We start from the raw sequence: 24,120 nt of genomic DNA on the forward strand, positions 1-24,120 counted from the left end.
CTAGCGAACATACCAAAATTTCTCGGCCCAGTGGGCCAAAATTTCCGCGTCCAGCAGGCCAAAATTTCGGGCCGTGGCGTACCAGAATCTCTCGCGCCCCGCGGGCGGGCCCGCGTCAGATGTCCAGGAGGTCCGGGCTCAGGCCCGCTTCCGTGTCCGGGATGCCGAGGTCGGCGGCCTTCTTGTCCGCCGTCGAGAGCAGGCGGCGGATGCGGCCCGCCACCGCGTCCTTCGAGAGCTGCGGGTCGGCGAGGCGGCCCAGTTCCTCCAGGGACGCCTGCTTGTGCTCCAGGCGCAGCTCCCCCGCCTGACGCAGGTGCTCCGGCACCTCGTCGCCCAGGATCTCGAACGCGCGCTGCACCCGCGCCCCGGCCGCGACGGCCGCGCGGGCCGAGCGGCGCAGGTTCGCGTCGTCGAAGTTCGCCAGGCGGTTCGCCGTGCCGCGCACCTCGCGGCGCGCACGCCGCTCCTCCCAGATAGTCAGGGTCTCGGGCGCGCCGATGCGCTGCAGCATCGTGGCGATCGCGTCGCCGTCGCGCACGACGACGCGGTCGACGCCGCGCACCTCCCGCGACTTGGCGGGGACGCCGAGCCGCCGCGCGGCCCCGACCAGCGCGAGCGCGGCCTCCGGCCCCGGGCTGGTGATCTCCAGCGACATGGACCGGCCGGGCTCGGTGAGCGACCCGTGCGCGAGGAACGCGCCCCGCCACACCGACTCGGCCTCCTGCACGCCGGACGAGATCACCTCGGGAGCGAGCCCGCGCACCGGCCGCCCGCGCGCGTCGAGCAGGCCGGTCTGGCGGGCCAGCGACTCGCCGTCGCGCACCACCCGGACCACGAACCGCGACGACTTGCGGATCCCGCCGGCCTGCACCACGATCAGCTCGCTGGTGTGCCCGTACAGCTCCTGGATCGCCTGGCGCAGCCGCGTCGCGGCGGACTCGTTGTCGAGCTCCGCCTCGATCACGACGCGGCCCGAGATGATGTGCAGCCCCCCGGAGAACCGCAGGGTGGCGGACACCTCGGCCTTACGGCACGACGTCTTCGCGACCCGCACTCGTGCGAGTTCCTCCTTGACCTGACCCGTGAGCGCCATGGCCGCCATCCTGCCACGTCCGGCCCGACTTGCCGGGGGGAGAATCGCGGAGCACTGTGTGAAATGTCCCGGCGTGTTGCCGGAGCACGTCGTCCGTGTTACCGGAGCACGTCATCAGGGCCGGGCGCCCGGCCGCACCGGGCGCCCGGCACTCCTCACTCCTGGGGCGCCGGCAGCCCCGGCGGGTTGGTCTCCGACCGCTCGACGGCCTCGCCCTGCAGGCCCCAGCGTTCCAGGACCTTCGCGTACGAGCCGTTCCCGATCGCGTGGTTCAGCGCGGCGGTGACCGCGTCGGCCACGCCCGAGCCCTTCTTCGTCGCGACGGCGAGCTGCGCGGTCTCTGGCCAGCCGCCGTTCAGCGTGCCCACCACCTTGAACTCGTCCGGGGCGACGCGCGCCTGGTAGGCGAGCGACGCGTTCGGCCCCACGTACACGTCCGTGCGGCCCGACTGCAGCGCCAGCAGGACGTCGGAGAGCTGCTGGTAGTACTCGGGCCCCTCGACCGGGTCCAGACCGTCCTCCTGGTTCAGCCGGTCCCACTCGAGCAGGATCTTCTCCTGGTTGGTGCCCGAGCCCACGCCGACGGTCAGCCCGGCGATGTCCTCGCGGCCGCCCACCGTCAGGTCCGAGTCCGCCCGCACGAGCCAGCCCAGCTCGTCGTCGCGGTAGGAGGAGAAGTCGATGGTCTCCTTGCGTTCCTCGGTCACCGTCACGTTGGAGATCACCGCGTCGACCCGGCCGGACTCCAGCGCGAGCGGCCAGTCGTCCCAGGAGACCACCTCGAACCGCACCTCCTTGCCGAGCCCGTCCGCCACCAGCTGGGCGATGTCGGTCTCGTTGCCGATCGGCGTCTTCTCGTCGTCGGCCAGGAACACGAGCGGCGGCGCGCCGGACGCGCTCACGGCGACCACGATCTCGTCCTTGGCCCGCCACTCGCGCGGGAGCAGGCCCACCGCCTCGGCCGACTCGGTCGACCGCGGGCGGTCCTGCTCGGGGTCGGTGCTCACCTCCAGGCCGGCGGCCGACGGCGCGTTCCCGCCGCCGCCGTCCACCGGGCCGGCGGCCTCGGCCGCCGCGGGGTCCGTGGTGCTCACCGCGCCGCACGCGGCGAGCAGCGGCAGGGCGAGCAGGGCCGCGACGACGGCGCCGCTCCTGCGGGTCAGACGTGGGGGGTGCATGGGGTCTCCTCGGTTTCTCGGTGGCCGGCGGGGCCGTCCGGGCGGGCCGGTCTCACAGCACCTTCTCCAGGAAGGCGCGGGTCCGGGGGTTCTCGGGCGCCTCGAGCACGCGCGCGGGCGGTCCCTGTTCGACGACGACGCCGCGGTCCATGAAAACGACGGTGTCGGCGACCTCGCGGGCGAACGCGATCTCGTGGGTCACCACGACGAGCGTCGTGCCGGTGCCCGCCAGGTCCTTGATGACCCGCAGCACCTCCCCGACGAGCTCGGGGTCGAGCGCCGACGTGGGTTCGTCGAAGAGCAGCACCGACGGCCGCAGCGCCAGCGCGCGGGCGATCGCCACGCGCTGCTGCTGCCCGCCGGACAGCTGCCGCGGGCGGACGCCGGCCTTGTCGGCCAGGCCCACCCGGTCCAGCAGCTCGCGCGCCTCGGCCTCCGCCTCCAGCGGCGCGCGCCCCAGGGCCGCGACCGGCGCCTCCGTGACGTTCTCCAGCACGGTCAGGTGCGGGAACAGGTTGAAGTTCTGGAAGACGAACCCGATGCGGGTGCGCTGCCGCAGCACCTCCTTCTCGGGCAGTTCCCGCAGCACGTCGCCGCGCCGGGCGTAGCCGACGAGCTCGCCGTCGACCGCGACGAAGCCGCGGTCCACCTTCTCCAGGTGGTTGACCGCCCGCAGCAGGGTCGACTTGCCGGAACCGGACGGCCCCACGATCGCGACGACCTCGCCCGGGCGGATCGTCAGGTCCACCCCGCGCAGCGCCTCGACGGTCCCGAACGTCTTGTGCACGCCGTGCACCTCGATCAGGCCCTTGCTCATCGCGCCGCTCCCCGCGCCGCGCCCGGCGCACCCGGCGCACCCGCCGCGCGCCACCACGCCGCGAACCCGCGGCGCAGGCGCTGCAACGGCGTCGGCGGCAGGGTGCGCAGCGCGCCCCGGGCGTAGTGCCGCTCGACGTAGTACTGCACGACCGTGATGAGGGTGGTCAGCGCGAGGTACCAGATCGAGGCGACGACCAGGAGCGGCACCACCTGGCTGCCGTTGCGCCCGTAGATGATGCTGACCACGTAGAACAGCTCGTTGTAGGCCAGCACGTACACGATCGAGGACCCCTTGAGCAGGCCGATCACCTCGTTGACGGCCGTGGGCACGACGGACCGCATCGCCTGCGGGAGCACGATCCGCGTCCACTGCCGCCGCCGCGGCAGCCCCAGCGAGGCGGCCGCCTCGTGCTGGCCCTGGTCCACCGAGAGGATCCCGCCGCGCACGATCTCCGCGCTGTAGGCGGCCTGGGACAGGCCCAGCCCGAGGATCGCGGCCCAGAACTTGTCGATCAGGCCGACGGTGTCGAACCACAGGAACTGCGGCCCGAACGGGATCCCGAGGCTCAGGGTCGGGTAGAGGTAGGCGAGGTTGTACCAGAGCAGCAGCTGCAGCAGCACCGGCACCGACCGGAACACCCACGTGTACGCCCACGACACGGCCTGCAGCAGCGGCGAGGCCGACAGCCGCATCAGGGCGAGCACGGTGCCGAGCGCGAAGCCGACCAGGGCGGACACCACGGTGAGCCGGACGGTGGTCAGCGCGCCCTCCACCACGGACGGCCAGGTCAGGTAGGTGGCGACGACGTCCCACTGCCACCGGTCGTTGGTGACCAGGGACCAGACCACCCCCGCGAGCACCAGGCCGGCCACGGCCGAGGCGGCCCACCGGCCAGGCCGCAGGGCGGGCCGGACCCGCAGGCGGGCCAGCTCCGCCGCGGTGGAGGCCGGGCCGGCGTCCCGCTCGGCCAGGAGGACGGGCGGCACGCGCAGCAGCCGCGACTCGTCCTGCGCGAACTCGGCGCTCACGGCACCAGCCACTTCTCGAACGGCAGCGACACGGTCGGCTCCCCGGACCCGCCCGCGCGCCGCGGCGCGTCGTACAGCGGCGTGTACCCGGTGGCCAGGTACAACCCCTCGGCCTCCGGCTGCAGCGGACCCGTCGTGAGGTAGAGGCGCGCGTACCCGAGGGCCACGGCACGCCGCTCGAGCTCCGCCACGACGCGCCGGGCCAGGCCCTTGCGGCGGTGCGCGGAGCTCGTCCAGATCCGCTTGAGCTCCGCGGTGGGCACGACGGGCGCGCCGCCGGCGTCCCGGGCGTCGGGGCGGGCGAGCCGCGCCGGGTCGCCGAGCTCGGGCTCGGTGCGGCGCCGGAAGGCACCACCCGCCACCGGCTCGCCGTCGTCGAGCAGGAGCAGCAGCTCGCCGTCCGGCGGACGGAACTCGCGGGCCGGGTAGCGCTCCATCTCCTCGCGCACGTCCTCCTCGGTGAACCGGTGGTACCGGGAGCGGTACTCCTGGGCCAGCTCGTCCAGCATCGGGCGGACCAGCGGGTCGTCCATCGGCACCGACCTGACCTCCACCCGGCCCGCCGGCCCGCGGCGTGCCACGAGGTCGCCCCGGGCCAGGGCGTGCCCGACGCCGGCCGGCGCGGTCACCGCAGGACCTTCCGTGGCGCCTTCTCGCCCGCGGCCACCTCGTACGGCAGGTGGTTGCCGGCCGGCGGCGCCGGGCACGTGCCGAAGTCGGTGAACGCGTACGGCAGGTTGACCGTGCGGTTCAGGTCCAGGCGCACGACGCCCGAGGTGCCCGGCACCACGCCGGAGACGACCGGCCAGAGCCCGCGCCACGGCGCGTGGTCCGCGCCCTCGTCGCCGAACAGCAGCACCGGGGCGGCGTACGTGCCGGTGAGCGTCAGGCGCGTGGCGCGCCCGGCCACGACCACCTCCACCTCGCCGACGGCCTCGAGGTGGTGCACCAGCCGCGGCTGCGCCGCGCCCACGACCACGGGTTCGGGCTCGCCGTACCAGATCACGGGGGTGTCCAGCACCCAGGCCGGGTCGTACGGGTGCAGCGGCACGCCCTCGAATCCCGCCAGGCCGGGGGCGCGGGGGTCGCGGGTCCGGATCGCGTACCGGCCCGTGCGCAGCGCGACCTCGACGGCCACCCGGTGGTCGTCGTCGTCCGGCCGGCCCGCGGGCAGGAACGTGCCCAGGATCGTGCTGCCGCCCTCCGCCACCTGGACGGCGGCGCGCCCGTCCACGACGTCGGCGCCGGTGAAGGCGCCCGGTGCGGCGTCGTCCGCCGCGGCGTGGGGCCACGTGCGCAGGGCGCCGCCGTCGACCCACCACTGCCCCGGGAGGCCGGGCAGGCGGGCCGGCGCGGAGCCGGGCCAGTGCAGCGAGCTGAGGGTGAGCCAGCCCTGCGGGGACCGCAGGTCCGCGGTGCGGGCGGCGTGCCAGGCGGCGTGGGCGGCGGCGGGATCGTGGGCCGCGCGGGACGCGGGGGCCGCGGGGGCCGCGGGGGCCGGACGGTCGGTCGTGTGGGTCATGGGGTTCCTCCGGAAGCGATGGTGGCGGCAGGTGCGACGGCGCCGGCTCACGTGCCGTTCGTGAGCCGGTGGTAGGTGCGGTCCCGGTACACGAGGGGTTCGCGCCCCTCGTGCACGACGGCGTCGCGGGCGAGCAGCGACACGAGGTAGCTCCGGCCCACGGCGGTGCGCTGAAGCACCTCGCCGCGCACCCACGCGACGGCGTCGTCGACGACCGGCTCGCCGGTCGGCAGCGCCGACCAGCCGCCGGCCGCGAACCGGTCGATCCCGCTCGTGGCGAACCGCGAGGAGATCTCGGCCTGGTCCGCGGCGAGGAAGCTGACCGCGACCGTCCGCGCCGTGCGCAGCGCGGGCCACGACGACGACGTCGACGCGAGCGAGAAGGCCAGCAGCGGAGGCTCGGCCGAGACCGAGATCACCGACGTGGCGGTGAACCCGACCAGCCGGTCGCCCCCGTCCAGCGCGATGACGGCGACCCCGGCGGGGTGCCCGCGGAAGACGCCCTTGAAGGCGTCGGGCGCCAGGGGCTCCGCCGGGCGGCCGGCCGGGCGCGCCGCCCGGGGGACGGCGGGGTGCGCGGCGTGGCGCGCGAGCGCCGTCTCCGCGGTCACGGGAGCACCCCCTCGACCGCCCGGACGCCGGGCAGCGCCGCCCGCAGGGCGTCGTCCCAGCGTCCGAACCACACCTGCAGCACCTCGTCGAGGCGCGAGATCTCGGCCTCCGTCACCACGAGCGCCCGGGCCGGGACGGTGGCCCCGAGCTCGGCGAGCAGCGGCCTCAGGTGGACCTCGCCGACCAGGGCGTGCGCCGGCGTGCCGGTCACGACGACCGGCACCGCGACCACGTCCGCGAGCCCCTCGGGCCCGTAGCCGTCGAGGAACGTCTTGAGCAGCCCCGTGTAGGAGGCCTTGTAGACCGGCGTCGCGACCACGGCGACCCGGGCGTTCGCGACGACGCGCCGCGCCGCGGCGACGTCCGGTTCCGCGGGCTGGTGGACCCGCGCGGCGAGGTCGGCCAGCTCCACGGTCAGGGGCTCGTGCCGGCCGGGAAGGACCTCCGCGAGCCGGTCGGCGACGCGCTCGGCGACCCAGCGGGTCCGGGAACCCTGGCGCGGGTTGCCGACGAGGGTGACCACGTCGGTGTTCGGCGAGTGGTCCGGCCAGGGGGCGGCCGGGCGGGTGCTCGAGTCGTTCATCAGGCGGTCTCCAGTTCTCGGACGACGACGGGGCGGGGCTGGGCGGGTGCGGCGCCGGCGGTGCGGCGGGAACGACGGCGGGCCGGGGCGGGCTGCGCCGCCGCCTGCGGTGCCCGCGTCGTCGCGGGCCGGGCCGCGGCGGGCCGCACGCCGGCGGCCCGGCCCGCGGCGCCCGGCACGGTCTGCTCCGGTACCCCGAGCGTCGCCCGGAGCGACGTGCCCGGGTACTCGCTCCGGAACAGCCCGGCGCGCCGCAGCATCGGGACGAGCCGGTGCGTGATCACCGGCACGTCGGCGTCGAGGTGCGCGGGCAGCAGGTGGAACCCGTCGACGGCGTCCTCCACCGCGGCCTGGGCGATGATCGCGGCGAAGCCGCGCGCCGTGCCGATGTGGGTGAGCGTGTCGGCCGCCTCGGCCGTGACGCCGGCGAGCTCGGCGCGCAGCTGCGCGCCCGTCTCGTCGGCGGCGAGCACCACACGGGCCTCCAGCAGGACCCGGATGGAGTCGGGGTCCCGGCCCGCGCCGGCGGCGACGGCCCGCAGGGCCCGCCGCATGGCGGCGGCCTGGCCGAGGTCGGTGGCGCGCAGCCGCACGACGTCGGCCCGGTGCGCGACCTCCACCAGGTCCATGTACGTGGCGGCGCGGACCACGACGAGCGGCGTGCGCGGCCCGGGCAACCCGGCGCGCACCCCGTTCACGGCGGGCAGGATCCGGGCGGCCTCGCCCGCCCGCGGCTCCAGCTGCCAGGCGGCGCGGCCCCCGGTGGCGCGGTCGAGGCTCGCCAGGGCGGTGATCACGTGCTCGCGCGGGACGCGGCTCGGGTCGAGCGAGGCGACCAGGCCGATACGCGACGTCGTGCGGGCGAGCCGCGAGACGCCCACCGCGGAGTCGAGGTGCCCCCGCAGCTCGCGGCCGGTGGGCTTGAGGGCGAAGGCGTCGTCGAACGTCACGAGGTCGAGCAGGGCGCGCTCGGCGTCGGCGACGAGGTCGGCCGTGCGGCCGGCGTCGAACTGCCGGGCGACGCGCGGGCCGCCGGTCCACGACGCCGGGACGGCGCCGGCGCCGGACAGGTCGAGGCCGAGGTGCAGCTGCCGGAACGTGGGCGGGTGTGCGAGGGCAGGAGGCATGAGGGTCATCCGTTCTTGGCGGTGGGCGCAGAGGTGCCGTGGTGGGCAGGGGTCGTGCCGCACGGACTGCGGCGGCCGCACGACGCGGGATGCGCGGGCGTGCGGTGGAGGCGGCAGCCCCGGGTGGGGCGGGCGGGCCTCGGTCAGGCGGTCAGCGGGTGCGGCGACGACGCCGCGCGGGCATGACCGCCGGACGACACCTGAACGGACGACGGCACATGGCGCGGGCAGAGACGTGCGCGGTACCCGGCTTCGTCACTCGTTCCATGTCCGGCTCTCCGTCCGACGTTGCAACAGATACATTATTCCGATCGGTTTGATCGGATACTTTGATGTCTCGAAACCTACGGAGTCCCGTGAGGGCCTGTCAACGATTGTCCGGAACGTCTCGCATCCCGGACGGGACCGGGCTCGTCACCCGGACGCGCCGCGCAGGAGCGGCACCAGCTGCTGCCCCTGCCGCTCGATCTCGGGGAGGTACGGCGTGTCCGAGAGCACGAAGTGGGTCACGCCCAGCGCCTCGTATTTCCGTAGCGCTGCGGCCACCTCCTGCGCCGTCCCGACCAGCCACGTCGTGCCCGCTCCCCCGCCGCCGGCGCGGCCGGGGGCCGTGTACAGGATGTCGTCGAGGACGTCGCCGCGCGCCGCCAGGTCCAGCAGGCGGCGCTGCCCGACGGCGCCGCGGGAGCCCCAGCGGCGGTCCCCCGGCTGCTCGTGGCCGCGCGCCCGGGCGAGCCGGGCGACCTTCGCCTCCGCGTCCGCCCACGCCTGCTCGGTCGTGTCGCGCACGAGCGTGGTGATCCGCAGGCCGAACTCCAGCGGCGCGTGCTCCCGGCCCAGCGTGGCCTCCAGGCCGCGCAGCCGGTCGAGCCGCTCGGCGATCCCGTCCAGCGGCTCGCCCCAGAAGAGCTGCACGTCGGCCTCGGCTGCGGCGACCCGCTCCGCGGCCGCGGACGCGCCCCCGAAGTACAGCCGCGGGTGCGGCCGTCCCGCGCGGGCGACGGGCCGCAGGTCGAGGGTCGAACCGGTGACCCGGAAGTGCTCGCCGTCGTACGTCACGGACTCCTGCGTCCACAGGCGCCGGACGATCTGCAGGAACTCGCGCGTGCGCGCGTAGCGCGCCGCCTGGTCGCCCTCGGCGTCCCCGTAGGCGGCCAGGTCGTCCTGGCCGGAGACGACGTTGATCCGCACGCGGCCGCCGGTGAGGTGGTCGAGCGTGGCCGACGCCGACGCCAGGTGCGCGGGCGCCCAGTAGCCCGGCCGGACCGCGACGAGCGGCTCGAACGTCGTCGTGCGCGCGGCGAGCGCCGTGGCCACGGTGAACGTGTCGGGCCGGCCCCAGCTCGTGCCGAGCAGCGCGCCGTCCCAGCCGTGCTTCTCCAGCGCCTGGGCGTGCCGGGTCAGCGTGTCCAGGCTGTTGTGACCCTCGGCGGCGTCGTCCCCGCGATGGCCCGGGTGGGTCTGGTTGGGGATGTACCAGAGGAGGTCGCCGGCCATGTCAGATCCCCGCCGTCGCGGCCGGCGCCGTCGCGTACCGGCTGGCCGGGCGGGCCAGGCCGTAGTGCTCGCGGAGGGTGGTGCCCTCGTACTCGGAGCGGAACAGGCCGCGGTCGCGCAGGATCGGCAGCACGTGGTCGATGAACTGCTCCAGGCCCGACGGCAGCACGGGGGCCATGACGTTGAAGCCGTCCGCGGCGCCGTCGTCGTACCACTCCTGGAGCGCGTCCGCGATCTGCTCGGGCGTGCCGGCGAGCGTGCGGTGGCCGCGGCCGCCGCCGAGGCGGCCGATGAGCTGCCGCACGGTGAGGCGCTCGCGCCGGGCGAGCCGGACGATGAGCGTGTACCGGCTCTTGGCGCCCTCGATCTCGTCCTCGGACGGCAGGTCCGCGGGCAGCTCGCGGTCCAGCGGCAGGTCCGCGGGATCCACGCGCAGCAGGCGGGCGAGGTGGCCGCGGGCGTACTCGGGCTGGATGAGCTCGTCGAGCTCGCGCTCCCTGGCCTGCGCCTCCGCCTCGGTCGCGCCGATCACGGGCACGATGCCGGGCAGGATCCGCACGTGCTCCGGGTCGCGGCCCGCGGCCAGGGTGCGCGACTTGAGGTCCCGGTAGAACTCCTGCGCGTCGCCGAGGGTCTGGTGCGCGGTGAACACGGCCTCGGCGTAGCGGGCGGCGAGGTCCTTGCCGTCCTGGGACGACCCGGCCTGCACGATCAGCGGCCGCCCCTGCGGGGAACGCGGCACGTTGAGCGCCCCGGCGACCGAGAAGTGGGTGCCGGCGTGCTCCGGGTGGTGGATCCGGGCGGCGTCGGCCCAGACGCCGGACTCCTTGTCGGCGACGATCGCGTCGTCCTCCCACGAGTCCCACAGCTTGTAGGCGACCTCCAGGAACTCCGCGGCGCGCTCGTAGCGCACGGCGTGCGCGGGCTGGTCGTCGAGGCCGAAGTTCCGGGCGATGTCGGGGCCCGCCGTCGTCACGACGTTCCATCCGGCCCGCCCGGCCGACACGTGGTCGATCGAGGCGAACCGCCGGGCCAGGTTGTACGGCGCGTTGTAGGTGGTCGACGCCGTGGCGATGAGGCCGATCCGCTCGGTGACGACCGCGAGCGCCGTCAGCACGACGATCGGGTCGAGGACGCCGGCGGGGCGCCGTCCGACCTCGCCCTGCAGGCCCGGGCCGTCGGCGAAGAAGACGGAGTCGAGCTTGCCGGCCTCGGCGATCCGGGCGAGGCGCTGCAGGTGGGCGATGTGGTGACCGGTCGCGTCGGGGGCGCTCTCGGGCAGGCGCCAGGACGCCTCGTGGTGGCCGCTGCTCATGAGAAAGGCGTTGAGGTGGAGCCGGCCGGGGCGGTGGTCGCCGCGGGTGGTGGGCGTGGTCATGCTCGGTCCTTCCGTCGGTCCGTCGGTGCGAGCCCCAGGGCGCCGAGGAGCTCGGCGCGCAGGGTCGCGTGGGGGGTGGTGCCGGTGCGGCGCTCGAGCGCGATGCGCCCGGCGTCGAGGACGACGACGCGGTCGGCGAGCACGATCGCCTCGTCCACGTCGTGGGTGACCATGAGCACGGTCGGGCGGTGCCGCCGCAGCAGGTCGCGCAGCAGGTCGTGCATGCGCGCCCGGGTGAGGGCGTCGAGCGCGCCGAACGGCTCGTCGGCGAGCAGCAGCTCGGGGCTGCGGGCCAGCGACCGCGCGAGCGAGGCCCGCTGCTGCTCGCCGCCGGACAGCTCGTGCGGCCAGGCGCGTTCCCGGCCGGCGAGGCCGACCTCCGCGAGCGCCGCCTTCCCGGCGGCGCGCGCCTCGGCCGGGGCCGCCTCGTGCCCCAGCACGACGTTGTCGAGCACGCGGGCCCAGGGCAGCAGCCGCGAGTCCTGGAACACGACGGACACGTTGGCCGGGACGCGGATCTCGCCGGAGCCGGTGACGTCGTGGTCGAGCCCGGCCAGCGCGCGCAGGAGCGTGCTCTTGCCGGAGCCGGAGCGGCCGAGGATGGCGACGAACTCGCCGTCGGCGATCTCCAGGCCGAGGCCGTCGAGGACGCCCTTCGGCATGCCGTAGGTGCGGTACAGGTCGCGGACGACGACGGCGGGCGGGGTCCCGTCGCCGGGCACCGCGGGGTGCGCGGCGGGGTGCGCGCCAGGCGCGGGCGAGCCGGCGTCGTCGGGCACGGCCCCCGGCACGACGCCGTGCGGCGCGGTCCCGTCCTGCCGCGTGACGTCGTCCGCGATCAGCCTTCCAGTGTGCGTCGCCATGTCAGCGCCCTCCTCTGCAGCAGGCGGACGAGCGCGTCCGCACCCCAGCCCAGGGCGCCGTACACGACGAGGCCCAGGATGATGACCTCCGTCTGTCCGTAGGCGCGCGCGAGCTCCATCATGTAGCCGATCCCGGCGGTGCCGTTGACCTGCTCGACGACGACGAGCGCGAGCAGCGACCCGGTGACGGCGAAGCGCAGGCCGAGCAGGAACCCGGGCAGCGCGCCGGGCAGCACCACGCGCGCGACGAACTGGCCGCGGGTCAGCCGGAGCGTCTCGGCGAGCTCCACGTAGCGGCTGTCGATCGAGCGCAGCCCGTTGTGCGTGTGCAGGTAGATCGGCACGAACACGCCGAGCGCGATCGTGACGACCTTCATCTCCTCGCCGATGCCGAACCACAGGATGAGCAGCGGGATGAGGGCGAGGTTCGGAATGGCGCGCTTGACCTGGATCGGGCCGTCGAGGAGGGCGTCCCCGACGCGGCTCAGGCCCGAGATCAGGGCCAGGACCAGCCCGGCGGCGACGCCCGTCACGAGCCCGAGGGCCGCCCGGGTGAGGGAGACCCCGAGATGCTCCGGGAGGCTGCCGTTCGCGATCAGGTCCGCGCCGGTGGTCACCACGGTCCACGGGGCGGTGAGGACCCGCGGGTCGATCCAGCCGGCGGCGGAGCCGGCGGACCAGACGGCCAGCAGGACCAGGACGCCGAGCCCGCCGGCCAGGGGCAAGGGTTTGCCGAGCCCGAGCCGCCGGACCCCGGGGCGCAGGTCGGCGGGCCGGGGGTCGGCGAGGACGGCGGTCACGACTCCTCCCGGGCGGCCTCGGCGGCCTCGCTCGCGATCGGCACGAAGCGCTCGTCGAACAGCCCGGCGACGTCGATCTCCTGGCGGGAGAGCGTGTCGTGCAGCTCGGCGCGCAGCAGGTCCGCGGTCTCCTGGTGCCGTCCGACGACGCCGGGCAGGTCGTCCTCGGCGGGGATCTCGGTGACGGGCCAGGTGTCGATCGCGTACTGCGCGTCCTGCTCGCTCAGGCCCTGGTCCTCGATGTAGTAGCCCTGCTTCCACTCCTGCGGGTGCTCGTCGATCCAGACGCGGGCCTGCGCCCAGGCCCGGACGAACTGGCGCAGCGCCGCGGCCTTGGCCGGGTCCCGGACCACCGCGGCGGGGCCGTACAGGTGCCCGGCGTCGTCGCGGATCCCCGTCCTGATCGACGTGGCGCCGTCCTTGCCGTACTGCGCGAGGTACCGGTACAGCGGGGTCGAGCCGAGCGGCGCGACGTCGAGCTCACCAGCCGCGAGCGCGGTCGGGTACACGTCCCCGGTCGACGGCAGCTCGACCAGCTCGACGTCGTCCTGGGTCAGGCCCGCCTCCCGCAGCGACTTCAGGACGAGGGCGCCCTGCGCCTGCCCGGGGCTGAACGCGATCTTCTTGCCGCGCAGGTCCGCCAGGGAGTCCAGCGCGACGCCGGGCGCCGAGGCCAGCTCGTAGATCGGGTTCTCGTCCCAGTCCTCGCGGTAGTGGGTGGCGTAGATCCGCACGTCCAGGCCCGTCCAGGTGGCGTGCAGGGCCGGGATCTCCGCGACGGAGCCGAGGTCGAGGGCGTTCGCGTTGAACGCCTCCAGGGTCTGCGGGCCGCCGGAGATGTTGGCCCACTCCAGCTCGAAGTCGAAGTCCTGGTCGATGTCGTCCCCGGCCAGCTCGAACGCCTTCTGGATCAGCTGGTCGCCGACGACGAGCCGGGTCCCCGCCGGGACCTCGGTGGGCAGCGGCGCGTCCTCGGCGAGACCACCGGTGACCTCGGCGCCGCCGGCGCTCGCGGCGCAGCCGGACGCGAGCAGGGCCAGGGCGGCCGCCGCCGCGGCAAGGAGGGCGCGCGGTCGCGGCGGCCGGGCGGTTCGCCGGCCGGCCACCGGCCGGATGATGTGGTCAGGCATGGGGTGTCCTCACATAGGTTGACTCAGCCATCGACAATTCCTATCAGTTCGATCGGAATTTCTGATGTGAGTGAGAACCTAGGCGGCCCGTCAAGCCCGAGCGAGGCTTTCCCGGAAATTCTTACGATGCGAGACACCAGAGTCTCACCCCCGGCGCCACCCCGTGCCGCGCCGATCGAACGCGAGCCGCCCCGCCGGCGACCATGTCATCCCGGACGATGGCAGCGTTTCCATCGTTCGACATGACATGGTCACCAGCAGGGCGGCAGCCGCGGCAGGATCGGCGGCGAGGTCAGGGGGCTGGCGAGGTCAGGGGGCCGCGGCCGTCACGGCTCCGAGACTCGGCGTGCGGCCGTCAGCACGGAACGGGTGTCGCCGAGGGCCGCGACCGCGGTGCGGGCGCGGGCGGCGCGGCCGTCCGAGTCCGCGCCGTCCGGGGTCGCCTCCCGGTCCCGCTTGGCCACCTCCTCGCGCACGATCGGGATGACGTAGCGACCGAAGTCGATCGCGTCGTCGAGCAGGTCGTAGCCGCGCGCGGAGATGATTCGGACGCCGAGGTCGTAGTAGGCGAGCAGCGCCTCGGCGACCTCCTCCGGCGTGCCGACCAGCGCGTTGGAGTTGCCCGCGCCGCCCGTCGCCTTGGCCGTCGCGGTCCACAGCGCCGTGTCGTACCGCTCCCCCGCGTCCGCGATCTCCAGGAGCCGCTGGGAACCGGCGTTCTCGGGCGCGTCGATCGGGTGCCGGCGGCTCAGGCTCCCGCCGAGGGCACCCTTGCGCGCCTCGATCCGGTCCAGGATCCCGTGCGCCTTCTCCCAGGCGAGCTCCGTCGTCGGCGCGATGATCGGCCGGAACGCCGCGTGGATCCGCGGCGGCTCCGCGCGGCCCGCGGCCTCGGCCTCGGCGTGCACGCGCTCGATCTGCTCCCGGGTGCGGTCCAGCGGCTCGCCCCAGACCGCGTAGATGTCGGCCTCGGCGGCCCCGACCCGGTAGGCGGCGTCGGACGACCCCCCGAACGAGATCGTCGGCGTGCGCCCGCCGAACGGCTTCGCGTCGAGCACGAAGTCCTTGAACTGGTAGAAGTCACCGTCGTGGTCAAAGGGCTCGGTCCCGGCCCAGGCCCGCTTGACGATCTGGATGTACTCCCGCGTGCGGGCGTACCGCACGTCCTTGGGCAGCGTGTCACCCTCGCGGCCCTGCTCGTGGTCGTTGCCGCCGGTGATGAAGTGCACCGACAACCGGCCCCCGGAGAGCTGGTCGAGCGTCGCGAACGTCTTGGCCGCGTACGTCGGGTAGGACACGTTGGGGCGGTGCGCGAGCAGCAGCTCGATGCCGGGCAGGCGCGCCGCGACGTACGCGGCGAGCGACGCCGGTTCCGCCCCGCCGGACCCGTAGGCGAACAGCACGCGGGTCCAGCCGTTGTCCTCGTGCGCGCGGGCGAGCCGCACCAGGTAGTCGGTGTCGAACGGCGCGGTGGTGCGCTCGCTCGTCTCGGACGCGTCGCTGACGGCGGTCATTCCCAGGAATTCGACGGGCACGGTGGGACTCCTTGTCGGTAGGGCTGTCGGTAGGTCGATGGGGGTGTCAGTGCGGCTGCCGGTGCGGCCGCCGGTCAGGCGGCAGCCGTCCTGCGTCCGGGGGCCGGGTTCGCCCCGGCGAGGCCCCAGGCCCCGGCGAGGAGCTCGAACGAGGCGCGCGCCGCGGCCGGGTCGTGGGCCTCGGTGGTGACAAGCAGTTCGTCGGCGCCGGTGACGCGGGCCAGGGTCGCGAGGCGTTCGACGACGGTCGCCGGGTCCCCGACGATCCGGGTGTCGACCCGGTCGGCGACCAGGGCGCGCTCCGACCCGGTCCGGTCGCTCCACGGGCGCCCGCGGCCGGGCGCCGGGAAGGGGATCGCCCCGCGCGCGCCCGACCGGATCGACGCCACCCAGTCGGCGAACGCCCCGGACGGCTCGTGCGCCTGCCCGGGCTCCGCCACGGCGAGCACGTCGGCCGAGACGATCACGTACGGCTCGGCGAGCACCCCGGGCCGGAACGCCTCGCGGTAGGCGGCGATCGTGTCGAGGGTGGTCGCCGGGCTGACGTGGTAGTTCGCGGCGAGCGGCAGCCCAAGCGCACCGGCCGTGCGCGCGCTCTCGCCGGGGCTGGAGGCCAGCACCCAGAGGTCGAACGCGGCGCCGTCGGCCGGCGGGCTGACCCAGTCCCCGCCGTCCGTGAGGTGGCCGCCGTCCCGCAGGTTCAGCACGATCTCCAGGTCCGCGGCGAGCGCCGACGGCGTGCGGCCCGCGCCGATGAGGCGCTGCTGTGCGTCGATGCGGTCGCGCAGCGCGGGGTCGTCGAAGTCGACCGGTGGCGGGGGCGGCACGTAGAGCCCGTCCACGACGCGGCCGGCGGCCGGTGGGGCCGGCACGGACGGGGCCGACGACGACGCTGCCGCCTCGCCGTCGGCGGCGTCGACCCGCCGGGGCGGCACGCTCGCCCGCCCCAGCCCGAGGTCGACGCGCCCCGGGTGCAGGGCCGCGATGGTGCCGAACTGCTCGGCGGCCACCACGGGCGACGTCGTGCCGAGCAGCACGGCGCCGGACCCGACCCGGATCCGTTCCGTGCGCGCGGCGACGGCGGCCGCCAGGACCGCCGGCGACGCCGACGCGACGCCGGGCGACAGGTGGTGCTCGGCGTACCAGACGCGCCGGTACCCCCAGCGGTCGAGGTCGGCGGCGAGGTCGACGGCGCGGCGGATCGCGGCGGCGCCGCTGCCGCCCTCGGGGACGATCGCCAGGTCCAGGACGGACAGCGGGATCCGCGGGGCCTCGGTCATGAGTGCTCTCCTTCGTCGGTCGGGGCGCCCGCGAGGGCCGCCGGGTCGTGGCCGAGGGCGGCCCGGGGCACGGCCGCCACGAGCTCCCGCGTGTACTGCTCGCGGGGGTGGTCGAGGATGTCCGTCACGGCGCCCTGCTCGACGACCCGGCCGCGGCGCAGCACGGCCACCCGGTGCGCGACGCGCCGCACCACGGCCAGGTCGTGCGTGACGAGCAGGAACGCCGTCCCGCACGACTCCTGCAGCTCGACGAGCAGGTCCAGGACGCGGGCCTGGACCGACGCGTCCAGCGCGCTGGTCGGCTCGTCGAGGACCAGCAGCTCCGGGTCCAGGGCGAGCGCCCGCGCGACGGCGACCCGCTGCCGCTGCCCGCCGGACAGCTCGGCGGGGCGGCATCCGGCGAGGTCCGGCGACAGGTGCACCGCCTCCAGCAGCGCGGCAACGCGGTCGCGGCGCTCGGCGCGCGTCCCGGTGCGGTGCGCCACGAGCGGCTCGGCCACGGCGGCCGCCACCGTGAACCGCGGGTCGAGGGACGACGACGGGTCCTGGTGCACGAGCTGGCTGCGGCGGCGCAGCTCGCGGGTGTCGCGGCCGAGCGGCCGCCCGCCGAGGACGACCGTCCCGGCGTCGGCCCGCTCCAGCCCGAGGACGAGCCGCGCGATCGTCGTCTTGCCCGAGCCGGACTCCCCGACCAGCGCGAACGTCTCCCCGGGCGCCACGGCGAAGGAGACCCCGTCGACCGCCCGGAGACCGGCGGTGCCCGATGCGCGGCCGCCGGGCCGGGACGGATCGGGCCCGTGCGTGCCGGGCAGTGCCACGCCGGTGCCCGACGCGCGGCCGCCGGGCTCCGTCGCGCCGGTGCCCCGCTCGCGCCACCCGGGGAACGCGAGGCCCGCGCCCGGGCGGCCCCTTCCCGGCAGCGGGAGGCCGCCGCCGGGGAGGCGGAACGCCTTGGCGAGGTCCCGGACCTCGAGCACGGGGGCAGCCGCCGGCGGGCCCGCGACCGCCGTGCGGCCCGCGCCCGGCGCGGCGGCCTCGACCAGCTCGCGGCTGTAGGCGTGCCGCGGGGCGCCGAGCACCCGGCCCGGCCGCCCCTCGTCCACGATGCGGCCGTGCCGCATCACCAGGACCCGGTCGGCGCGTTCGGCCGCGAGCGCCAGGTCGTGCGTGACGAGCAGGAGGGCGGGCCGTTCCCCGCGGGTCCCGGCAGGGTCGGTGAGCAGGTCGAGGATGTGGCGCTGCAGGGTGACGTCGAGGGCGGAGGTGGGTTCGTCGGCGACGACGAGGCCGGGCCGGTTCGCGAGCGCGAGGCCGATCAGCACCCGCTGCCGCATGCCGCCGGAGAGCTGGTGGGGGTACTGGCGCGCGCGGGCGGCGGGCGCGTCGAGGCCGACGTCGTGCAGGATCCGCACGGCGCGCTCCCGTGCGGCGGCGCGCGGCGTGCCGTGCACGACGAGCGCCTCGGCGACCTGGTCGCCGATCCGGGCGACGGGGTCGAGCGCGGATCCGGTGTCCTGCGGGACGAAGCCGAGGCGGGCGCCGCGCAGGTCCTGCCAGGCCCGGGGTGTCAGCCCGGTGAGCGGCTGCCCGCCGAGGGCGGCGCGCCCGCCGGTCACGACCCCGCCGTCGGGCAGCAGCCCCGTGAGCGCGCGGGCGATCGTGGACTTGCCGGAGCCGGACTCGCCGACGAGCGCGACCACCTCGCCGGGCGCGACGCGCAGGCTCACGCCGTGCACCACCTCGGTGCCGCGGTAGGCGACGGTCAGCCCGTCGGCCTCGAGGAGCGCCGGGGCGGATCCGAAGGCGTCGGAGGTGACCGGCGGGACGGCGACGTCGGACCTCGGCGCGACGTCGTCGGACGTCGTGGCGTCGCCGGACGTCGTAGCGGCGTCGGGCCCGACCGGCGCGACCGCGCCGCCTTCGACGGCGCTGCCCCTGATGGCACGGCCGGCGGCCGTGGCGCGGGGCGATCGTTCGCTGGTGACGCTCATCGTGCGTGCCTCCCTTCGGCTTCGAACGTGCGGCCGAGGCGGCCGGCGGCGAGCACGCCGGCCGCGAGGACCAGGCCGGGCAGCGCGGTGTACCACCAGGCCACCGCGAGGTAGTCGCGGCCCTCGGCGATCAGGGCGCCCCACTCGGGCGTGGGTGGCGTGGCGCCGAAGCCCAGGAAGCTGAGCGAGGACACGGCCAGCGCGACCGCCCCGAGCTCGACGGCCGCGAGCACCAGCACGGGACCGGCGGCGTTCGGCAGCACGTGCCGCAGCACGATCGCGACCGGCCCCGACCCCGCCAGGCGGGCCGCCTCGACGTAGCCGGCGTGCCGCACGTGCAGGGCGCGGCTGCGCATCACCCGGGCGAACACCGGTGCGGACGCGACGCCGACGGCCAGCGCGACGTTCACCGTGCCGAACCCGAGCGCCGTGACGACCGCGAGCGACAGCAGCAGGCCGGGGATCGCGAGGACGACGTCGATGCCGCGCATGAGCACGTCGTCGAGCACCCCGCCGGAGAACCCGGCGATCAGGCCGATCGCCGCGCCGCCGCCGAGCGCGACGGCGATCGCGAGCAGGGCCGCGCGGACCGTGAGCCCGGTGCCGTGGACGGTGCGCGCGAACAGGTCGCGGCCCAGGTGATCGGTGCCGAACCAATGACCCGGCCCGGGCGGGAGCAGGCGTTCGGCGGGTATGCCGGTGACGGGGTCGTGGGCCGTGAACGCGCCGGGCGCGACGGCCCAGGCGGTCAGGACCAGCAGGATCAGGACGGCGACGACGGCGCCCGGCCGGCGCAGTCCCCGGGTCATGTCCCGGCCGGTCCGCGCGGCGCTCATGCCGGCACCGCCCGGGGCGCGGGCGCGGCGCGGCGGCCGCGCAGGCGCGGGTCCAGGAGCGGGTGCGCGAGGTCGGCCAGCAGGCCGGCGACGACGAACACCAGCGCGCCGGTCAGCACCAGCCCTTGCACCACGGGGATGTCCTGCGTGGTGACCGCCTGCTCGGCGAGCCTGCCGAGACCCTGCCGGGAGAACACGGTCTCCACCACGACAGTGCCGCCCAGCAGGTTGCCGGTGAGCACGCCGATCAGGGTCACGGTCGGGAGCGAGCCGTTGCGCAGCACGTGCGCGCCGAGCACCCGGTTCCGCGAGGCGCCCGCGCCGAACGCGGTGTCGGCGTAGGGCGCGCGCCACGCCTCGTCCAGGCCGCGGGCGAGCACCTGGGCGATCGTCGCGGACAGCGGCACCGCGAGCGTGACCGCGGGCAGCACGAGCGACGCGAACCCGTCCTGCCCGACGGCCGGGAACACGTACCAGGTGAAGGAGAACAGCTGCAGCAGCACGAGCCCCACCCAGAACCCGGGGACGGCGACGCCCACGGGCGGCAGCGCGAGCAGCGCGGCACGCAGCCACCGGGCGCGCGTCCAGGACGCGAGCACCGCGATCCCGGTGCCCGCGAGCACCGCGAGCAGCAGCGCGAGCCCGGCCAGGGCGGCGGTGTGCGGCAGCGCCTCGGCGAGCAGGTCCGTGACCGGGGCGCCGGTGGTCACCGAGGTACCGAGGTCGCCGGTCAGGGCGTTGCCGAGCTGGGTGAGGTACTGCTCCGGCAGGGGCCGGTCGAGGCCGTGCCGCTCGCGCAGGGCCTGCACCTGCGCGGGGTCGAGCGACTCGGCCGACTGGCTGAGCATGATGCTCACCGGATCGCTGGGCAGCAGGTAGAGGATCGCGAACGAGACCGTGAACGCGCCCCACAGGACGACGGCGGCGCCGCCGAGCAGGCGCAGGGCACCGCGGGCGGTCACTGCCCGCCCCCGTCGATCCAGGCGTCGCGGAACAGCAGCCGGCTGGACGCGTCGAACGCGACGCCGTGCACCTCGCCGCGCACCCCGATCGACTGGGCGAGCTCGAACAGCGGGATCGCCAGGGCCTGGTCGAGGATCTCGCGCTGGGCACCGGCCGCGAGCTCGGCGCGGGCCGCGGCGTCGGGCTCGGCGAGGGCGTCGGCCAGGAGGGCGTCGAGGGGGTCGGCGTCGTCGTCCCCCTGCGGGGCCTCGCGGAAACTGAGGTTGCGCTGCCCGACGGCGAACTGGGTGCGCAGGATGTCGGCGTCCGCGCGGGTCACGTTGTAGTAGTAGGTGTCGAAGTCACCCGACTCCTGCGCGGCCGTCTGCTCGGCCGGGGTGAGCCGGCGCAGCTCCAGGTCCACGCCCACCGCGCGCAGCTGCTGCTGCACGAGCTCCAGCACCGCCTCGCTGCCGGTGAACAGCGGCGCGTAGGCGACGTCGAACGCGAGCTTCTCGCCGTCCTTCTCCCGGATGCCGTCCGGGCCCTCGGCCCAGCCCGCCTCGTCGAGCAGGCGGGCGGCCTCCTCCGGGTCGAACACCAGCTCGTCGCTCAGGTCCGTGTAGCCCGGCGTGGTCGACGCCAGGACGCTGGTCGCGGGCTTGAAGGCGTCCGACAACACGGTGTCGACCAGCTCGGGGCGGTTGATCGCGGGCAGGAGCGCCCGGCGCACGTCCGGGTCGTCCAGCGGCGGCCGGTTCACGTTGGCCTGCAGCACGAAGGCGACGCCGGGGTTGTTCCGGTTCAGGACCTGCCCGCCCGAGCCCTCCACCTGCGGCACGTCCTGCGGCAGGACGTCGCCGATGGCGTCGACCTGCCCGGACGCCAGCGAGCCGGCCCGCACCCCGGACTCCGGGACCACCGAGAACTCGACGGCGTCGAGGTACGCCTCGCCGTCGTGCGCGGCGGCGTCGGACGCCCAGTCGTAACCGTCGCGCCGGGTGATCACCGCGCCCTGGCCCTGGGTGTACTCCTCCAGGACGAAGGGGCCCGAGCCCACGAGCTCGCCCTGCTGCCGCTCGGCCGGGTCCGCGGTCGCGGTCCCCTCGGACAGGATCGCCAGCGAGACCGTGGACGTGGCCTGCAGGAACTGGGCGTCAGGGGCTTCCAGCACGACGGTGACGGTGTGCTCGTCCTCGACGCGGGACTTCTCGTAGCCCCCGAGATAGCTGGCCGCGAGCGGGGCCGACGCGGCCAGGGGCCCGTCCGCGAGCGCGTCGAAGTTCGCCTTCACCGTCCCGGCGTCCAGCGGCGTGCCGTCGGAGAACGTCACGTCGTCGCGCAGGTGGAAGGTGAACTCGGTGAGCTCGTCGTTCACGTCCCAGCTCTCCGCGAGCCAGGGGACGATCTCGCCGGTCTCCGGATCCTGGTCGGTGAGGGAGTCGGCGAGCTGGCGGGCGATGTAGATGCTGACGTTGGTGCCCACCTGCTGCGGGTCGACGCCGGTGGGCTCGGCGCCGAGCGCGAAGCGCAGGGTGCCGCCCGGGACCGGTGCGCCGCCGGTCGCCGCCGGACCGGCCGAGGCCCCCTGGGCGCAGCCGGCGGTGAGGGCGAGGACGGCGAGGGCGGCGGCCGGCATCACGGGACGACGGCGGGACGGGCGGGCGTCGAGAGCCGCGCGGAGCGGGCGGACGGCAACGGTGCGGGACATGGACGGCTCCTCGCCTGGCGGGCAATAGATCCATTATTCCGATCGATCTGATCGGAATTACTGATGCGTGGACCGTAAGGAGCGCCCCAAGGGCCTGTCAATGCCTCACGCGGATGTCTCGCATCCCGGACGGTGCCGGTGAACGGGCCGGGCGGGCGCGGGGCGGGACGGCCGCGCGGGTTGTGCGAGCGGGCCGCGCGAGCGGGCCGCGCGAGCGGGCCGCGCGAGCGGGCCGCGCGGCTCCGTCAGACGTCCCCGAGAACGTTCTCGAACACGTCGCGGTACGCGGCCGCGAGGCGCAGCGCGTCGTGCCGGGCCGTGCCGTCGCCGCGCCGCACCTGGCGCATCAGCAGGTGGGCGCCCATGCGCCCGGCGGCCTCATGGAGCTGCGAGACGTCCTCGACCGCGGACGGGTCGGCGACGACCGCGTCGATCCGCAGGCTCGGGGCGTGCTTGTGCAGGGCCTCCAGGTGGTCCACGGCGGTCAGGCCGGCCGTCTCCCCGCCGTCGGCGGCGAGGTTGAGCGTCACGCACTTGCGGGCCGACGTGTCGTGCAGGGCCTGGGCGAGGTCCGGGACCAGCAGGTGGACCAGCACCGACGAGTACCAGGACCCGGGGCCCAGCACGACCCAGTCCGCCTCCATGACGGCGTCGACCGCCTCGTCGGGCGCCGGCGGGTCCGACGGCACCAGCCGCAGCTGCTCGATGCGCCCGTCGGTCACCGCCACGCGGCTCTGCCCGATCACCGTCTCCGCGGCGGGGCGTCCCGGGCGGACCTGGTGCGGCTCGCGGCGCACGTCCGCCTCCACGACCAGCGGTACGGCGGCCATCGGCAGCACGCGCCCGCGCGCCCCCAGCAGCTTGCCCACCCAGTCCAGGCCCTTGACCGGGTCGTCGAGCAGCTCCCACAGCGCCACGATGAGCAGGTTCCCCATCGCGTGGTTGTCCAGCTCGCCGTCCGACCGGAACCGGTGCTGGAGCATCGCGCTCCAGGTGCGGCCCCACTCCGAGTCGTCGCACAGCGCCGCGAGCGCCATGCGCAGGTCCCCCGGCGGCAGGACGCCGAGCTCGTCGCGCAGGCGCCCCGACGACCCGCCGTCGTCGGCCACGGTGACGACGGCGGTCAGCCGGTCCGACATCAGGCGCAGCGCGGACAGCGAGGCCGACAGGCCGTGCCCCCCGCCCAGCGCGACGACGGCCGGGTTCTTGCTCCACTCAGGCCTCATCGGCACCTCTCTGCCCCGTTCCTCCGGCCCTACTCCCGGCCGAGGTCGCGTGCGGTCACGCGCACCCGGTGGCCCGCCGCGCGCAGCCGCTCCGCGATGGCCTCGGCCATCGCGACGGAGCGGTGCTTGCCGCCGGTGCAGCCGACGGCGATCGTGGCGTAGCGCTTCTCCTCGTCCAGGTAGCCCGCGAGGACCGGTTCCAGTGCGGAGGTGTAGCGCTCGACGAAGTCGAGTGCCCCGGGCCGGGCGAGCACGTACTCCCGCACGGGCTCGTCGTGGCCGGTCAGGTGACGCAGCTCGGTGATCCAGTACGGGTTGGCCAGGAACCGTACGTCCACGACGTGGTCCGCGTCCAGCGGGATCCCGTACTTGAACCCGAACGAGACCAGGGTGATGCGCAGGGCCTCCTGGGACGCGTCGGCCAGGGAGCGCCGGATCTCGCGGGACAGGTCGTGCACGGACAGGTCGGAGGTGTCGATCGAGATGTCGGCACGTTCCTTGATGGTGGCCAGGAGGGAGCGCTCCGCGCCGATGCCGTCGAGGATGCGGCCGTCGCCCTGCAGCGGGTGCGGGCGGCGCACCTGCTCGAAGCGGCGCACGAGCGCCTCGTCGGAGGCGTCGAGGAAGAGGATCCGGTAGGCGACGTCCCGCTCGCTCATGTGCGCGAGCACCTTGTCGAGCTCGGAGAAGAACTCCCGGCCGCGCACGTCGACGACGGCCGCGACGCGCTCGATCGTGGAGCCCTTGCTCATGAGGTCGACGAGCGGGACGAGCATCATCGGCGGGAGGTTGTCGACGACGTACCAGTCGAGGTCCTCCAGGACGGCGGCGGCGCGGGACCGGCCGGCGCCGGACATGCCGGTGATGATCAGGACCTCCGGCTGGGGGTCCTCGGCGGGGGTCGTGGCGGAGGCGTCGATGGCCGCGATGCCCGACGGCGCTGTCGTCGGGGACGGTTCGTTCAT

Annotated in this window: 22 protein-coding genes; all 22 read right to left on the bottom strand. The window is 75.5% G+C overall.

All coding sequences use genetic code 11. The features are described from left to right. Window positions 1–115 precede the first annotated feature (115 nt). Window positions 116–1,096 carry a DNA-binding protein WhiA gene (gene whiA / locus ABD208_RS07265; RefSeq protein WP_344101062.1) on the bottom strand — a complete coding sequence of 327 codons (981 nt, stop codon included), beginning with the start codon at window positions 1,094–1,096 and terminating at the stop codon, window positions 116–118. Between the two features lie 155 nt (window positions 1,097–1,251). Then, window positions 1,252–2,274 carry an ABC transporter substrate-binding protein gene (locus tag ABD208_RS07270; protein ID WP_344101064.1) on the bottom strand — a complete coding sequence of 341 codons (1,023 nt, stop codon included), beginning with the start codon at window positions 2,272–2,274 and terminating at the stop codon, window positions 1,252–1,254. Between the two features lie 52 nt (window positions 2,275–2,326). Beyond that, the gene (locus ABD208_RS07275; protein WP_344101066.1) at window positions 2,327–3,091 is read right to left on the bottom strand and encodes an amino acid ABC transporter ATP-binding protein; all 765 of its coding nucleotides are present in this window, start codon (window positions 3,089–3,091) and stop codon (window positions 2,327–2,329) included. Next, window positions 3,088–4,122, bottom strand: a complete 1,035-nt coding sequence (locus ABD208_RS07280) for an amino acid ABC transporter permease (RefSeq protein WP_344101068.1) — start codon at window positions 4,120–4,122, stop codon at window positions 3,088–3,090. The genes ABD208_RS07275 and ABD208_RS07280 overlap by 4 nt, the downstream gene beginning before the upstream one ends. Further along, window positions 4,119–4,655 carry a GNAT family N-acetyltransferase gene (locus ABD208_RS07285; protein WP_344101220.1) on the bottom strand — a complete coding sequence of 179 codons (537 nt, stop codon included), beginning with the start codon at window positions 4,653–4,655 and terminating at the stop codon, window positions 4,119–4,121. The genes ABD208_RS07280 and ABD208_RS07285 overlap by 4 nt, the downstream gene beginning before the upstream one ends. Before the next feature lie 92 nt (window positions 4,656–4,747). After that, a complete protein-coding gene (locus ABD208_RS07290; protein WP_344101070.1) occupies window positions 4,748–5,644 on the bottom strand; it encodes a DUF1684 domain-containing protein in 897 nt (298 codons plus the stop codon). A 47-nt stretch (window positions 5,645–5,691) separates the two neighbouring features. Further along, the gene (locus tag ABD208_RS07295; protein WP_344101222.1) at window positions 5,692–6,168 is read right to left on the bottom strand and encodes a flavin reductase family protein; all 477 of its coding nucleotides are present in this window, start codon (window positions 6,166–6,168) and stop codon (window positions 5,692–5,694) included. An 83-nt stretch (window positions 6,169–6,251) separates the two neighbouring features. Then, window positions 6,252–6,839 carry an NAD(P)H-dependent oxidoreductase gene (locus tag ABD208_RS07300; RefSeq protein ID WP_344101072.1) on the bottom strand — a complete coding sequence of 196 codons (588 nt, stop codon included), beginning with the start codon at window positions 6,837–6,839 and terminating at the stop codon, window positions 6,252–6,254. Further along, window positions 6,839–7,966 carry an LLM class oxidoreductase gene (locus ABD208_RS07305; protein WP_344101074.1) on the bottom strand — a complete coding sequence of 376 codons (1,128 nt, stop codon included), beginning with the start codon at window positions 7,964–7,966 and terminating at the stop codon, window positions 6,839–6,841. The genes ABD208_RS07300 and ABD208_RS07305 overlap by 1 nt, the downstream gene beginning before the upstream one ends. 414 nt (window positions 7,967–8,380) lie before the next feature. After that, a complete protein-coding gene (locus ABD208_RS07310; RefSeq protein ID WP_344101076.1) occupies window positions 8,381–9,463 on the bottom strand; it encodes an LLM class flavin-dependent oxidoreductase in 1,083 nt (360 codons plus the stop codon). Window position 9,464: 1 nt separating this feature from the next. Further along, window positions 9,465–10,841 (bottom strand): LLM class flavin-dependent oxidoreductase, encoded by a 1,377-nt coding sequence (locus ABD208_RS07315; protein ID WP_344101078.1) that lies wholly within the window; start codon window positions 10,839–10,841, stop codon window positions 9,465–9,467. Then, entirely contained in the window at window positions 10,838–11,704 is an 867-nt protein-coding gene (locus ABD208_RS07320; RefSeq protein ID WP_425561077.1) for an ABC transporter ATP-binding protein, read from the bottom strand. The genes ABD208_RS07315 and ABD208_RS07320 overlap by 4 nt, the downstream gene beginning before the upstream one ends. Then, window positions 11,680–12,504: an ABC transporter permease gene (locus ABD208_RS07325; protein ID WP_344101080.1), complete on the bottom strand. Its 825-nt coding sequence runs from the start codon at window positions 12,502–12,504 to the stop codon at window positions 11,680–11,682. Before ABD208_RS07325 ends, ABD208_RS07320 begins: the two co-directional genes overlap by 25 nt. Beyond that, window positions 12,501–13,634: an ABC transporter substrate-binding protein gene (locus ABD208_RS07330; protein WP_344101082.1), complete on the bottom strand. Its 1,134-nt coding sequence runs from the start codon at window positions 13,632–13,634 to the stop codon at window positions 12,501–12,503. The genes ABD208_RS07325 and ABD208_RS07330 overlap by 4 nt, the downstream gene beginning before the upstream one ends. 326 nt (window positions 13,635–13,960) lie before the next feature. After that, on the bottom strand, window positions 13,961–15,169 hold the full coding sequence (locus ABD208_RS07335) for an LLM class flavin-dependent oxidoreductase (RefSeq protein WP_344101084.1): 1,209 nt from the start codon (window positions 15,167–15,169) through the stop codon (window positions 13,961–13,963). Between the two features lie 74 nt (window positions 15,170–15,243). Continuing rightward, window positions 15,244–16,449, bottom strand: coding sequence for an LLM class flavin-dependent oxidoreductase (locus tag ABD208_RS07340; RefSeq protein WP_344101086.1), 1,206 nt, complete (start codon window positions 16,447–16,449; stop codon window positions 15,244–15,246). Then, window positions 16,446–18,440, bottom strand: a complete 1,995-nt coding sequence (nikE, locus tag ABD208_RS07345) for a nickel ABC transporter ATP-binding protein NikE (protein WP_344101088.1) — start codon at window positions 18,438–18,440, stop codon at window positions 16,446–16,448. Before nikE ends, ABD208_RS07340 begins: the two co-directional genes overlap by 4 nt. Further along, window positions 18,437–19,276: an ABC transporter permease gene (locus ABD208_RS07350; RefSeq protein ID WP_344101090.1), complete on the bottom strand. Its 840-nt coding sequence runs from the start codon at window positions 19,274–19,276 to the stop codon at window positions 18,437–18,439. Before ABD208_RS07350 ends, nikE begins: the two co-directional genes overlap by 4 nt. Beyond that, window positions 19,273–20,238 (bottom strand): ABC transporter permease, encoded by a 966-nt coding sequence (locus tag ABD208_RS07355; protein WP_344101092.1) that lies wholly within the window; start codon window positions 20,236–20,238, stop codon window positions 19,273–19,275. Before ABD208_RS07355 ends, ABD208_RS07350 begins: the two co-directional genes overlap by 4 nt. After that, a complete protein-coding gene (locus tag ABD208_RS07360; RefSeq protein WP_344101095.1) occupies window positions 20,235–21,929 on the bottom strand; it encodes an ABC transporter substrate-binding protein in 1,695 nt (564 codons plus the stop codon). The genes ABD208_RS07355 and ABD208_RS07360 overlap by 4 nt, the downstream gene beginning before the upstream one ends. Before the next feature lie 245 nt (window positions 21,930–22,174). Further along, window positions 22,175–23,155: a gluconeogenesis factor YvcK family protein gene (locus ABD208_RS07365; protein WP_344101097.1), complete on the bottom strand. Its 981-nt coding sequence runs from the start codon at window positions 23,153–23,155 to the stop codon at window positions 22,175–22,177. Between the two features lie 29 nt (window positions 23,156–23,184). Then, window positions 23,185–24,120 carry an RNase adapter RapZ gene (rapZ, locus tag ABD208_RS07370; protein WP_344101099.1) on the bottom strand — a complete coding sequence of 312 codons (936 nt, stop codon included), beginning with the start codon at window positions 24,118–24,120 and terminating at the stop codon, window positions 23,185–23,187.

This window comes from Myceligenerans crystallogenes (assembly GCF_039529775.1).
GTDB lineage: Bacteria > Actinomycetota > Actinomycetes > Actinomycetales > Cellulomonadaceae > Myceligenerans > Myceligenerans crystallogenes.

Coding starts and splice junctions, on each gene's coding strand:
- whiA (WP_344101062.1), bottom strand. CDS start 1,096: ATGGCGCTCACGGGTCAGGTCAAGGAGGAACTCGCACGAGTGCGGGTC.
- ABD208_RS07270 (WP_344101064.1), bottom strand. CDS start 2,274: ATGCACCCCCCACGTCTGACCCGCAGGAGCGGCGCCGTCGTCGCGGCC.
- ABD208_RS07275 (WP_344101066.1), bottom strand. CDS start 3,091: ATGAGCAAGGGCCTGATCGAGGTGCACGGCGTGCACAAGACGTTCGGG.
- ABD208_RS07285 (WP_344101220.1), bottom strand. CDS start 4,655: ATGGACGACCCGCTGGTCCGCCCGATGCTGGACGAGCTGGCCCAGGAG.
- ABD208_RS07290 (WP_344101070.1), bottom strand. CDS start 5,644: ATGACCCACACGACCGACCGTCCGGCCCCCGCGGCCCCCGCGGCCCCC.
- ABD208_RS07300 (WP_344101072.1), bottom strand. CDS start 6,839: ATGAACGACTCGAGCACCCGCCCGGCCGCCCCCTGGCCGGACCACTCG.
- ABD208_RS07305 (WP_344101074.1), bottom strand. CDS start 7,966: ATGCCTCCTGCCCTCGCACACCCGCCCACGTTCCGGCAGCTGCACCTC.
- ABD208_RS07310 (WP_344101076.1), bottom strand. CDS start 9,463: ATGGCCGGCGACCTCCTCTGGTACATCCCCAACCAGACCCACCCGGGC.
- ABD208_RS07315 (WP_344101078.1), bottom strand. CDS start 10,841: ATGACCACGCCCACCACCCGCGGCGACCACCGCCCCGGCCGGCTCCAC.
- ABD208_RS07320 (WP_425561077.1), bottom strand. CDS start 11,704: ATGGCGACGCACACTGGAAGGCTGATCGCGGACGACGTCACGCGGCAG.
- ABD208_RS07330 (WP_344101082.1), bottom strand. CDS start 13,634: ATGCCTGACCACATCATCCGGCCGGTGGCCGGCCGGCGAACCGCCCGG.
- ABD208_RS07340 (WP_344101086.1), bottom strand. CDS start 16,449: ATGACCGAGGCCCCGCGGATCCCGCTGTCCGTCCTGGACCTGGCGATC.
- nikE (WP_344101088.1), bottom strand. CDS start 18,440: ATGAGCGTCACCAGCGAACGATCGCCCCGCGCCACGGCCGCCGGCCGT.
- ABD208_RS07350 (WP_344101090.1), bottom strand. CDS start 19,276: ATGAGCGCCGCGCGGACCGGCCGGGACATGACCCGGGGACTGCGCCGG.
- ABD208_RS07360 (WP_344101095.1), bottom strand. CDS start 21,929: ATGTCCCGCACCGTTGCCGTCCGCCCGCTCCGCGCGGCTCTCGACGCC.
- ABD208_RS07365 (WP_344101097.1), bottom strand. CDS start 23,155: ATGAGGCCTGAGTGGAGCAAGAACCCGGCCGTCGTCGCGCTGGGCGGG.
- rapZ (WP_344101099.1), bottom strand. CDS start 24,120: ATGAACGAACCGTCCCCGACGACAGCGCCGTCGGGCATCGCGGCCATC.